At 49.1% G+C, this 12,793-nt stretch carries 10 protein-coding genes; 2 read left to right on the forward strand and 8 right to left on the reverse strand.

From position 1 onward, the window contains the following. Window positions 1–98: 98 nt before the first annotated feature. A complete protein-coding gene (gene ponA / locus F941_RS15425) occupies window positions 99–2,636 on the forward strand; it encodes a penicillin-binding protein PBP1a (protein ID WP_005013209.1) in 2,538 nt (845 codons plus the stop codon). 57 nt (window positions 2,637–2,693) lie between these two features. On the opposite strand, the gene F941_RS15430 is transcribed toward ponA, so the two are convergent. From F941_RS15430 to rsmH, 7 genes are all read right to left on the reverse strand, one after another. Then, complete coding sequence (locus F941_RS15430) at window positions 2,694–3,497, reverse strand: putative RNA methyltransferase (protein WP_005013212.1); 804 nt, start codon at window positions 3,495–3,497, stop codon at window positions 2,694–2,696. Between the two features lie 67 nt (window positions 3,498–3,564). Beyond that, window positions 3,565–4,683: a phospho-N-acetylmuramoyl-pentapeptide-transferase gene (gene mraY / locus F941_RS15435; RefSeq protein ID WP_005013216.1), complete on the reverse strand. Its 1,119-nt coding sequence runs from the start codon at window positions 4,681–4,683 to the stop codon at window positions 3,565–3,567. Then, window positions 4,684–6,093, reverse strand: a complete 1,410-nt coding sequence (locus F941_RS15440) for a UDP-N-acetylmuramoyl-tripeptide--D-alanyl-D-alanine ligase (RefSeq protein ID WP_005013218.1) — start codon at window positions 6,091–6,093, stop codon at window positions 4,684–4,686. Window positions 6,094–6,101: 8 nt separating this feature from the next. After that, window positions 6,102–7,598: a UDP-N-acetylmuramoyl-L-alanyl-D-glutamate--2,6-diaminopimelate ligase gene (locus F941_RS15445; RefSeq protein ID WP_005013219.1), complete on the reverse strand. Its 1,497-nt coding sequence runs from the start codon at window positions 7,596–7,598 to the stop codon at window positions 6,102–6,104. Between the two features lie 7 nt (window positions 7,599–7,605). Then, window positions 7,606–9,435: a penicillin-binding protein PBP3 gene (ftsI, locus tag F941_RS15450; RefSeq protein ID WP_005013221.1), complete on the reverse strand. Its 1,830-nt coding sequence runs from the start codon at window positions 9,433–9,435 to the stop codon at window positions 7,606–7,608. A 13-nt stretch (window positions 9,436–9,448) separates the two neighbouring features. Further along, a complete protein-coding gene (gene ftsL, locus F941_RS15455; RefSeq protein ID WP_005013222.1) occupies window positions 9,449–9,781 on the reverse strand; it encodes a cell division protein FtsL in 333 nt (110 codons plus the stop codon). An 11-nt stretch (window positions 9,782–9,792) separates the two neighbouring features. After that, window positions 9,793–10,704: a 16S rRNA (cytosine(1402)-N(4))-methyltransferase RsmH gene (rsmH, locus tag F941_RS15460; protein WP_005013224.1), complete on the reverse strand. Its 912-nt coding sequence runs from the start codon at window positions 10,702–10,704 to the stop codon at window positions 9,793–9,795. Between the two features lie 385 nt (window positions 10,705–11,089). Here rsmH and F941_RS15465 point away from each other — a divergent pair, with 385 nt between their 5' ends. Further along, on the forward strand, window positions 11,090–11,458 hold the full coding sequence (locus tag F941_RS15465) for a VOC family protein (RefSeq protein WP_005013227.1): 369 nt from the start codon (window positions 11,090–11,092) through the stop codon (window positions 11,456–11,458). Between the two features lie 163 nt (window positions 11,459–11,621). On the opposite strand, the gene F941_RS15470 is transcribed toward F941_RS15465, so the two are convergent. Continuing rightward, window positions 11,622–12,641: a sulfate ABC transporter substrate-binding protein gene (locus F941_RS15470; RefSeq protein WP_005013229.1), complete on the reverse strand. Its 1,020-nt coding sequence runs from the start codon at window positions 12,639–12,641 to the stop codon at window positions 11,622–11,624. Between the last annotated feature and the right edge of the window lie 152 nt (window positions 12,642–12,793).

Here is a 12,793-nt window from a genome sequence, read left to right on the forward strand (position 1 = left end):
TTATGCAGATACAATATCTCATATAACAATCTGCACGGCTTAAGGATATACTGACCGCTAATTAGTTTGCCATTAGCTCTTATTAAAACTTACTTGTTATGAAAAAGCTATCTTGTTCAGGCCTTGTTCATCCATTTTTTTTGATCCTAATTATTGTATTGGTCTCAATTCCGATGGGTTTCTATGGCATGTATCTCTATATTGCCCCATCTTTACCTGAAATGTCTATCTTAAAAAAGGCGCCGTTACTAAAGCCTTTGCAAGTGTATAGTGCAGATAATGAGCTGATTGCCGAGTATGGGGGCAAACTGTCCGTGCCAGTGGAATACAATCAAATTCCGCCCACTTTTATCCATGCCTTTTTAGCAGCCGAAGATTCGTCATTTTTTGAGCACAGCGGCATCAGCTTTAAAGGCATTGGCCGCGCGGTCAGTGAAAGCGTCACCGGCTCTGATGTACAGACCGGCGGGTCCACCATTACCATGCAGGTTGCCAAAAACTACTATTTAAGCCCTGAACGCACCCTAAAGCGCAAACTGACTGAAATCTTTTTAGCGCGGAAAATTGAAGAGAACCTCAGTAAAGAAGAAATTTTAACGCTGTATGTCAATAAAATCTTTTTAGGCAAAAATGCCTATGGCATTGCAGCTGCCGCTAAGATCTATTACAACAAAAATTTAGACGAGCTTACTACCGCGCAGATGGCGATGATTTCCGGCCTGCCAAAAGCGCCGTCAAAGTACAATCCTGTCGCCAATCCCAAACGTGCCCTTGAACGCCGCAACTGGATTTTAGGCCGCATGCTTCAGCTTGGCTATATCAATCAGCCCGAATACCAAAAAGCCATTGCTGAACCCATCAGTCTGGATATGCCTGAACGGGGCGTCAGCAACCGCTTCCCGTATGTCGGCGAAATGGTCCGCTCCGAACTCGTGCAGACGCTGGGTGAACAGGCAACTGATTCAGGCTATAAGGTGTATACGACTATCAACAGCAAGCGCCAAGCCTATGCTGAAGAAGCGGTGCAAAACGGTTTGGAGGATTATGACCGCCGTCACGGCTGGCGCGGCGCGGAAGCGCATGACAAACCGCTGTCGGAGTTTATGGCTTATGCCAATACCTTTCCCGCAGAAGTGATAAAAGTCGGATCATCGACTTTTGACGCTTTAATGCAGGATGGCTCTACGGTAACCGTGCCGTGGTCAGGCATGTCATGGGCGCGTCCCTACCGCAATGCCAACAGCGTAGGCAATGCGCCAAGCAATGCTTCGCAAATTGTGAAAGTAAAAGATATTATCCGTTTGCGCCCCAATCAGGACAAAACCTCTTGGTCCTTAGTGCAGATTCCCAAAGCGCAAGGCCAGCTGATCGCGCTGAATCCTAATAATGGCGCGATTGAAGCCATTGCTGGCGGCTACAATTTCTATCAGTCCAAATTCAACCGCGCATTACAAGGCTGGCGCCAGCCCGGCTCAACCATCAAGCCTTTCGTCTACGCCTTGGCTTTAGAACGCGGCATGACGCCCTACAGCATGGTCAATGACAGCCCAATCACCATTGGCAAATGGACGCCGAAAAACTCGGATGGCCGCTATTTAGGCATGATTCCTTTGCGCCGCGCGCTGTACTTGTCGCGCAATACCGTATCTGTGCGCCTGCTGCAAATAGTGGGCATTGAACGCACGCGCCAGTTATTTATGGATTTCGGCCTGCAGGAAAACCAAATTCCGCGCAACTACACGATTGCCCTCGGCACACCGCAGGTCTTGCCTGTGCAGATGGCGACAGGCTATGCGACTTTCGCCAATGGCGGTTACCGCATTCAGCCGCATTTTATTGACCGGATTGAAGATGCATACGGCAAGGTCATTTACCAATCCAACCCTGAATATGCTTGCATTCAATGCATCAATGAAAAAGATCAGCCTCTGGATGCGAATGAACCGGTTACGCCTGATGATGAAGCCTTCCAAGTCGCTGGCGCTGCCCAAATGCAGCCTGAAAATGAAATTGATACTGCAGACTACCGCCAGGCGACACGGATTCTCAAATCCAGCTCAGCTTTTGATATGGCCAACATCTTGCGGGATGTCATTCAGCACGGTACTGGACGCGCTGCGCTGAAAATTGGCAGGAATGACATTGGCGGCAAAACAGGAACCACCAATGATGCTAAAGATGCCTGGTTCGCAGGCTTTAACAGCAAATTAGTCGCGATTGCATGGGTTGGCTTTGACCAGCCCGCCACGCTCGGACGCCGTGAGTATGGCGGTGTCGCCGCATTGCCTGTTTGGACAAACTTTATGGCAAATGCATTGAAAGATACGCCTGAGTCTTGGGTGCGCTTAGATAAAAATGCCAAAGCGCCAATCAACCGCAATCAAGCAGCCAGCAATGACCCTGCTGCGGATCAGGCGCGTGACCGCGCGGCACCGCCATTAGCGCAGCCAATTTACCGTCCGGCGCCCGCACCTGCCGCCCGCAGCCCATCTCAAAATGATTTTGCAGATTTGCCCGGTGAAGAAATGTTAGTGCCGAATAATAGCGCACCGCCTGCAATGCAAAACCGCCCTGCTCCGTCTGCGCCTAAAGCGCATTCAGATGCACTGGGAGAACTCATCGAACAGGTTGAGTAAAAACCATTGAAATTTAAAAAGCCCTCTTATGAGGGCTTTTTAAATTTCAATGCAGCCTTATTTTTTCTGGAAAATAAATATTTGAAATTGTGCTGTTAGTTCAATTTCCGCTTGAGCTTCCAGAGCAAGTCTGCGTTCAGGCTTCGCCTTATAGGCATATGGCGTCATGGCAATCAGATTTTTAAGATCCTGCTGCGGCAAGACCATTGGGGCATCGATGATCAGCTCTTCCGTCAGCTCAAAAGCATCTTCCAGCTGATGCGCAAATTTATGCGGATCATGCGCCTGCACCTCTTCAAACAGCGCCTCACGCAGCGCATACAAATGCTGCGGCCCAGGGGTGACCACCATCAAATAGCCCTGAGGCTTCAGCACCCGCAAGATTTCATCTTTGGGAATCGGGCTGAACAAACTGGTGCACAAATCAACAGAATGCTCCAGCACCGGCAGCGTTGAACCCGTCCCCACCACCCATGTGATATTTTTATTCAATTTGGCGGCGGCCTGTACTGCATTTTTAGCAATATCCACCCCTACACACTGCATCACTTCGCTATGCATCGCATTGGTGTAATAGCCTTCGCCGCAGCCGATATCCAATAAATTTTCAATGCGCAATGCCTTAATTTTTTCAACGGCTGCCTGCTGCAGCGGCGCATAATGGCCTGCGCTTAAAAATGCACGGCGCGCCTGTACAGATTCAGGCGTATCCCCTGGATTTTTACTGTGCTTATGCTGTACCACATGTAAATTGACATAGCCCTGCTTTGCCACATCATAACTGTGATTGTTGTCACAGCGCCATGTCTTGTCTGTCAGCTTTAATTGCTTATGGCAAACTGGACACATCAGCAGATTCATCATTTTCTCCAAAGCCATTCAGGCATAAAAAAAGCCGGCAAATGCCGGCTTTTCAGATTCAATTCGCTTAACGCAATTTTAAAGTCATTAGACCCAAAACTACCAGCATAATTGTAATAATCCAAAAACGGATCACGACTTGGGTTTCACGCCAGCCTTTTTTCTCATAATGGTGATGCAGCGGCGCCATCAAAAATACCCGCTTGTTGCGCATGCGCAGCGAGCCGATTTGCAGAAAGACTGAAATTGCCTCGACCACAAATACACCGCCCATAATGGCGAATACGATTTCCTGACGCACCATCACTGCGATGGTGCCCAGCATTGCGCCTAAAGACAATGCGCCGACGTCACCCATGAAGACTTGAGCTGGATGCGCATTATACCAAAGGAAGGCCAAGCCTGCGCCGATCATGGCGGCGCAGATCACCACCAATTCAGAGGCATACTTCACATAAGGAATATGCAGATAATTTGCAAAGCGCGCATCGCCGCCTAAATAAGCAAATACGCCTAAGCCTGCAGCCACCAGCACAATCGGCATGATCGCCAGGCCATCCAAGCCATCGGTCAGGTTGACCGCATTGGATGCGCCGTTAATCACTAAATAGGTGAAAAGAATAAAGCCAATGCCCAGTGGAATCGCAGACAGCGGAATGCTGATTTCTTTAAAGAATGGAATCAGCACATCCAGCATATCTGCCGTATGCACAGGATTCGCCTGATGTGTGGCAATCACATACAGCGCAATACCCGCCCCCAAAGAACCCACAGAAGTCCAGAAGAACTTTTTCTTCGCCGGCAGGCCGGCATTATCTTTATAGCGGACTTTAATCCAGTCATCAGCCCAGCCGACTGCGCCAAATATCACCATCACAGCCAGTACAATCCAGACATATGGATTGGATAAATCCGCCCACAGCAAAGTTGAGATGCCGATGGAGAGCAGCACCAGTATGCCGCCCATGGTTGGCGTGCCCATTTTCTTTGCATGGTTTTCAGGCGCAAATGAGCTTACCGCTTGGCCGTATTTCAAAGCCTGCAGCTTGCGGATCATGACTGGCCCTAAAGCCAATCCAATCGTCAGCGCAGTCAGTACGCTCAGCAGTGAACGCAATGTCAAATAACGAACAACCTGAAACGAGCTGTGATAGCCCGCAAGATGTTCAAATAACCATAACAACATTTAGAGTTTCTCCATCAAGTCAGCCATCAATGTTTCCATGTGGGTATAGCGGGAACCTTTAAACAGGAAACTCATGGACTGAGGCTGATGTGTTTCAACGAGACTTAATAAAAGAGGCAGCGCCTGCGCTTGCGTTAAAAACGCCTGCAATTTTTTGCCGTACTGGGTGCTGCGTGCGCCTTCCTGCACCGCAGGTGAAAATTCACCGACAGCAATCACAAAGTTTACACCTTTGACAGAGACCAGGTCACGCCCCAGCATGTAATGCTGCTGCGCGGCGCTGCTTCCCAGTTCGCCAATATCGCCCATCACCATCACTTTAATGCCGCCCTGCTGCGCTAAGACCTCCGCGGCGGCGCGCATAGAGGTTGGATTGGCATTGTAAGTATCATCAATAAACAAATGATTTTTATGCTGAATAAAATTCAGGCGGCCCTTCGCCCCTGTGGCGTTCTCCAGGCCGGCAGCAATATCATCCAAGCCGATGCCGATAGACAAGGCAAAAGCCGCAGCCGCCGAGGCATTTTGCACATTATGCTCGCCAGCAAATGGCAAATCCACATGGCGCGCGCCTGCAGGCGTATTTAAAGTAAAACTTGAGGATTGAGAATGCAGCTCGATCTCTGTGGCAAAGACATCACCGCCTGCGCCAAAACTCATGACTTTTTCTGTCTGCACAGCACTGTGGATTTTATCGCTGAAATCATCCGCTGCCGGCACAATCGATGTGCCGGTTTTGGCAATATGGCTGTAAATTTCCGATTTGGCGCGGCAAATGCCGTCCCGGCCGCCAAATTCGCCCATATGCGCTGTGCCGATATTGATAATCCCTGCGGCCTGAGGCTGAACCAGATTAGAGGTATAGTCAATTTCGCCCTGATGGCTGGCGCCCAGCTCCATCACCGCATACTGATGCTCTGGACGCAGCTCCAGCAGCATCATCGGCACGCCTAAGTCATTGTTCAGATTGCCGCGGGTGATCAGTGTCGGCGCAAGGCGGGACAAAATGCTGCCCAGCATTTCCTTCGTGGTGGTCTTGCCGCTGCTGCCTGTCAATGCAATTACTTTCAACTGCGGATTGCGCGCGCGGCGGTAAGCGCCCAGCCGGCCAAGAGCCGAACGGGTATCCTCAACCACCAGCTGGCAAATCTCAGCATCTACAGGATGGCTGACGATGGCCACTGCGCAACCATTGCCCGCCACTTGCGCAATAAAATCATGCGCGTCAAAACGCTCGCCTTTCAGCGCCAAAAAGGCATCGCCCTGTTCTGCATGGCGCGAGTCTGTCAGGATGCGCTTGATGTCACCTTGCGGCGCTCTGCCTTGATGCCATTGACCTTGAGCGGCCTCTGCCAATTGTTCCGCTGTCCAAGGCTCTAAAGGCACGGTACTTGTTGTTGAGGTATGCATCTTATTTCCTATTGCGCTGGATATGCTGAATCTGCGGTGTGATGCTGTGAGTCAATTGCAGATTGCACCTCAACCACGTCATCAAACCAATGGCGGACGCCATCAATTTCCTGATAATTTTCATGACCTTTGCCTGCTATGACCACAATATCGCCATTTTTGGCATTGGCCACGGCAAATTTAATGGCTTCACGGCGGTCACGGATTTCATGCACTTGCTTTTGGCCAAAATCAATGCCGGCTTTCATATCGGCAAAAATCTGTTCAGGGTTCTCAGTACGCGGGTTATCCGAAGTAATCAATGCAATATCGGCATGATCCAATGCCGCCTGTGTCATCAATGGGCGCTTGCCGCGGTCACGGTCGCCGCCGCAGCCGAAAACAGCCCACAGGTCATTGGTGACATGGCGCTTTAGAGTCTGCAGCACTTGAATCAATGCATCCGGCGTATGCGCATAATCGACGATAAATAAACGCTCCGCATCACGGATCACCTGCATGCGCCCCGGCGCGCCTTGCAGCTGCGGCGCAGACTGAATTAAATCCTGCAACGCATAACCGGCCTGTTCAGCAGCAATGAGGCTTGCCACAAGATTTTCGACATTGAAATGCCCCAGCAGCGGGCTGTGAACATCAAACTCACCTTGTGCAGTCAGCAGCTTAAACTGAGCGCCATTCAGGCTGTATTGAATAGCTTCAACCCGGTAATCCGCGGGCCGCGCAGTCGAATAGGTCAGAATTTTCGGCTGTGCAGGATTATGCTGAGCTGCCTGCAGCATGACATCAGCATGCGCATCATCAATATTAATAATCGCTGCTTTGAGCGATTCAAATTTGAATAAGCCGGACTTCGCCTCTGCATATGCTTCCAGCGTCTTGTGATAATCCAAATGATCACGGCTTAAGTTGCTGTACGCCGCAATTTCAATATCACAGCCATTTAAACGGCCCTGCTCCAAACCGTGCGAACTGGCTTCAATAGAAGCAAATCCAGCACCTTGCTGAGCATAGCGGTGTAAAGCATTCTGCATCTGCAGCGCATCTAATGTGGTATGCGATGAAGCTTCCAAGTTTGGCAATATGCCGTTGCCTGTCGTCCCCATCACCGCGCATTTTTGCCCCTGCAGCATCAGCAATTCCGCAATTAAGCGGGAGATCGTGGTTTTGCCGTTGGTGCCTGTCACGGCAATAATCCGCGCAGGCTGTACCGGTTCTGCCGACTGCAAATACTGTTTCTGCCATTGCCCCATCAAATGGCGCACATGCGCAATAGTGCAGCTTTTTTCCAGGCCTAAATCGGTTTCCGAAATCACACCCAGCGCGCCTTGATCTAAAGCGGCCTGCGCAAACTGCACGGTTTTTTCCGGCTGCGAAAATGAAGTCAGGGCAATAAAAATTTGCCCTGCTGTAACGTTCCGGCTATCCAGATTGAATCCGCTGAAGGATTCTTTCATCCATGCAGCGGGTTCATTGACGGTGTAGAGATCTTGAAATGTAATGGACATTCATCACCTATTTACTGGATTGGGGAGTATCTAAAGGTTTATCTAAAGGCACGTTCATTAAGCGTAAAGATTCCTGCATGACCCGTGCAAAAACAGGCGCAGAAACCGTACCGCCAAAATAGCTGCCTTTCGGGTTTTCAACCACAACCACCATCGCAATGCGCGGATCGCTCACTGGCGCAACGCCGGCAAACAGCGCGCGGTATTCTGTGGTCGAGTAGCCTTTACGGTCTGGGCGCAATTTATGCGCTGTGCCTGTTTTACCGCCAACACGGTAACCGGACACGTTCGCGCGGGTTGCCGTACCGCCCGGCATGGTGGCAGATTCCATCATCGCCAGCACTTGATCCGCAATGACAGGGCTAATCATCTGCTCACCTTGAGGCTGATCTTCCAGCTTATACAGGCTCAGCGGCATTTTAACGCCTTTGTTGGCCATCATGGCATAAGCATCCGCAATTTGCAGGACTGTCGCATTCAAGCCATAGCCATAAGCCATGGTCGCCACTTCTGAGACATTCCATTTGCTTTTCGGCAGAATCAAGCCCGCGCTTTCACCTGGAAATTTAACTGCGGAACGCTGACCGAAGCCTAAACGCTGATAGAAGGTCGGCAAAGTTGAATACGGCAATGACAGCGCAATTTTTGCCACACCGACGTTAGATGATTTTTGAATAATGCCGCCCAGCGTTAAGGCGCCATAGTTATGGGTATCGCGGATGGTATGGTTGCCTACACGCATTGAGCCAGGCGACGTATTCACCACCGTATTCGGCATGTATTTGCCGCTTTCCAGCGCCATAGAAACCGTTATCGGCTTCATGGTTGATCCCGGCTCAAAAGAGTCCACTGCGCCGCGGTTACGCATGGCGTCTTTATTGCCTAAACTGCTTTTATCATTCGGGTTGTAAGACGGCCAGCTGGTCATCGCTAAAATTTCACCGGTTTTGACATCGACCGCAATCGCAGTTGCTGAACGGGCATTATTGGCCACACCGGCTGCGGTTAATTCACGGTACATAATATACTGCAGGCGTGAATCAATGCTGAGGGTAATATTTTCCCCCGGCTCAACCCCTTTCACCACTTCCGGGTCTTTCACACGGTTGCCTTTTTTGTCGCGGACAATCTGCTGTTCGCCGTCAATGCCTGCCAAGCGCTCATTCAGCTGCATTTCCAAGCCTTCGATCCCAGCGCCTTCACTGTTGGTCAAGCCAATAATCTGCGAATTCGGCTGCGGCTGCGGATAATAGCGCTTATAGTTTTTCTCCATATACACGCCCTGAAAATCCCGCTTCATAATCAGCTCGGCCTGCTGCGGCGGAATTTCTTTTTGCAGCACCAAATAGCGCGAACGCGGGCGTTCATTGAGCTTTTTGCGCAGGTCTTTGCGGTCTATGCCGACGGCATCCGCCAGCTCATCCAAATTCAGGTTTTTATCCGGCAACTGGCGCTTCAGCTTGCGGTTATTCGGTTCTTTTTCCAGCTGCGCCATCGTGTCTTCATACAGCTTTTTATTGTCAAAATAGTCACGCGGATCCATAACCACTTTCATCACCGGCGTGCTGATGGCCAAAGGCACACCATGACGGTCATAAATTACGCCGCGCATGGCTTTGACTTTTTCAGTTCTTAAAATATTGGCATTGGCTTTGTTTTGCAAAAAGTCTTTATTAATCACCTGCACATAAAAAGCGCGCCCAACCAAGGCAATAAAGCACAGCAGCACCACACCCCACATCAGGTAAAACCGCCACATTTCAACACTAATGACATTGCGGCCTGTCACAGACTGCTGCTTTTTCCGTACAGTTTGCTTAATTTTCTTATCCACCATGGTACAGCTAGCCTTATTTTTTCTCGTCTGAAGTCTGCGGTAAAGAGATAACAACGGTTTGCGCCACTGGCGGAGAATACATCCGCAGCTGTGTCACAGCCCGCGTGCCAATTTGCGCGGTCGCGCCGAAAGTCTGCTGTTCAATCAACAGCCGGCCCCATTCTGCATTTAAATCATCCCGCTCACGCATATACGTGCTGAGCTTACGGTAATCCTGACGGTATTCAAAAACTTGAAACACCACAAATACAGCGCTCAAAAAGACCAAAGCCAGTAAAATGGCATAGGCAACCGCTTTTTTCAGCTTTAAATTATCCGCTATTTTTTCTATTGCTTCAGTTTTCATTATTCGCCTTATTAAGCTAAACGCTCTGCCACACGAAGCCAGGCGCTACGTGAACGCGGATTCGCTTTAACTTCCTCATCACTGGCGCGGACGCGGGCAATTTTTTTCAAACGGCGGGTATCTTCCCGTTCCTGAGGCATGCCCCAGCCCGTATCTTCGGCCAAGGTCGATTCTTTTTGAATAAACTGCTTAATCAGGCGGTCTTCCAATGAATGGAAACTGATGACCGCCAAAATCGCTTCAGGTTTTAATACATTTACTGCTTGAGGCAGGAAAGCTTCAATATCATCTAATTCTTTATTAATGGCAATACGGATCGCCTGAAATGTGCGGGTTGCCGCGTGTTTATTTTTTTCCCACTTCGGATGCGCCACTTTAACAATTTCCGCCAGCTGCCCTGTGGTTTCAATATAGCCTGCATTTTTAATGGCTTTGGCAATGCGGCGGCTGTAGCGCTCTTCACCGTATTTGAAAATGATATTGGCCAGATCTTCTTCAGCAATATCCACCAGCCACTGCGCTGCTGTCGGCCCTTGTGAATTGTCCATGCGCATATCCAGCGGGCCGTCTTTCATAAAGCTGAAGCCGCGCTCCGCCTGATCCAGCTGCGGCGATGACACGCCTAAATCCGCCATGACGCCATCAACTGCTTCAATGCCGCGCGCCGCCATTTCCTGCTGCAGATCTGCAAAGCTGGCATGAATGATGGTAAAGCGCGGATCTTCCGCCGCCAGAACCGCCGCTGTTTCTAACGCTTGCGGGTCTTTATCGAAGGCATAAACATGTGAATTTTCATCTAATTTCGACAATAATAAACGGGTATGGCCGCCGCGTCCAAAAGTACCGTCTATATAAATTCCTGTACTCCGCCCTGCAAGCAAAGCATCAACGGTTTCATGAAGTAATACAGAAATATGCGACATATAGATGGTTTCAGCACGTAAAAAAGTAACTGCACATTATTACCTTGTTTTATTAAAGCTCCAAACGTCTTTTTGTAGGAAAATATTACTTTTCATGGGGAAAACCGTTTTTCAGCTGAGATCCTGCCGAATAAATGCGCCATTCCAATTCCTGCTGCAGCTTAAGCAGCGCAACTGATTAAAATCATGACCCTTTTCATCCGTTAACAGTTCTTAGGCATAAGCGGCGGCTGTAAAGCGCATTCGGCTTGTAAATGAAGCAAAGTCTTTTTAAATTTCAATCACTTTACGCATCCGCTTTCAGGCCTTTGATCCATGTTTTGGCGTCCATCCCTTTTCCGTGCTAATTTAAAAAATTGAAGCTTAACATTTGGAAAGTCCCCATATGCAAGAGTCTCCACACGCAGCAAACAGCGGCAATCCGATCAACTACATCGAATTCAATGTCGCCAGCATTCCATCCAGCAAAGCCTTTTATGCACAGCTCGGATGGACCTTCACTGATTTTGGCAGCGCATACTGCGAGTTTGATTCAGGGCAGCTCAAAGGCGGATTCAGCCAGTCGGATGATGTGCAGCCGCATGGCGGCGCGCTGGTGATCCTTTACAGCGCCAATCTGCAAGAAAGTTTGCAGGCGGTTCAAAGGGCTGGCGGAACAATCACACAGGAGATCTTCCGTTTTCCGGGCGGGCGCCGCTTTCATTTTAAAGACGTGGACGGCTATGAACTTGGCATATGGTCAGAAGATTCCTGAAACTGCGCAAACTGCCGCATAAGCCATAAATATTGATCGATTTAAAGCATTCTAAAATTATTGAAATTAAAAAACCGGACACAAAAAAGCCAATCCGCGGATTGGCTTTGAAACTAAAACGTCACCTTGCACATCTTACAGCGTGCAGATCCAACGCTTTCGATCAGCGTTTTGAGCTGTAAATCTGATCAAAGACCGCGCCATTCACAAAATGGGTTTGCTGCGCTTTGGCCCAGCCGCCGAACACTTCATCAATGGTAAAGGTCTTCAAAGGCGGGAATTGCGCTTTATATTTCGCTAAAACTTCAGCATTTCGCGGACGGTAGAAATGACGCGCCGCCATGTCCTGGCCTAGAGGCGAATATAAATAGTTGATGTAGCCTTTGGCCAGCCATTTATTGCCATTTTTTTCCACGGTTTTATCAACAATCGCGACCGAAGGTTCAGTTAAGATTGAAATAGAAGGATAAACAATATCAAACTTGCCTTTGCCCAGTGTTTTCTGGGTCACTAAAGCTTCATTTTCCCAAGTCAGCAATACATCGCCAATGCCGCGTTCAGCAAAAGTCGTCATCGATGCGCGGGCTGCAGAATCCATGACTTTGACATTGCGGTACATTTTACCGACGAAGTCTTTGGCTTTGGCATCATTGCCGCCCGGCTGCTTCAGCGCATAGCCCCACGCAGACAGGTATACCCAGCGCGGCAGGCCGCCTGTTTTCGGATTTGGCGTAATAATCTGTACACCCGGTTTCGTCAAATCAGACCAATCCTTAATGTGTTTCGGGTTGCCTTTGCGCACCATAAAGACAATGGTTGAGGTATAAGGCGCGGAATTATGAGGGAATTCTTTTTGCCAGCCGGGCTGAATCTGACCGGATTTCACAATTTCTTCGATGTCATTGGCTAAAGCCAATGTCACTACATCGCCTTTTAAACCATCCACCACTGACCGCGCCTGCTTGCCTGAACCGCCATGCGACTGCTTGAAATTTACAGTGTTGCCTGTGCGCTCTTTCCAATATGCGCCAAACGATTTATTGAATTCGTCATAAAATTCACGGGTCGCATCATAGGATACATTCAGAAATTCGCGGTCAGCTGCCTGTGCTGAGCCCGCGCTGAGTGCAAGACCAGCAGACAGCAAGGCTGCGCTGAATAAAGCTTTTAATTGAATTTTCATAGCCGTACAAAAAATATCGTTAATAGTGCTAAATATATGAAATAAAATCATTAACTTCAATGCATTCAGACGCTGAACTCTCAAATACAGAGGCGGCGCGGTTATTTAATTCTTTGTTTTAGATGATAAAAAATCAAAACACATTACTTATT

The sequence above is a fragment of the Acinetobacter bouvetii DSM 14964 = CIP 107468 genome (genome assembly GCF_000368865.1).
Taxonomy (GTDB): Bacteria; Pseudomonadota; Gammaproteobacteria; order Pseudomonadales; family Moraxellaceae; genus Acinetobacter; species Acinetobacter bouvetii.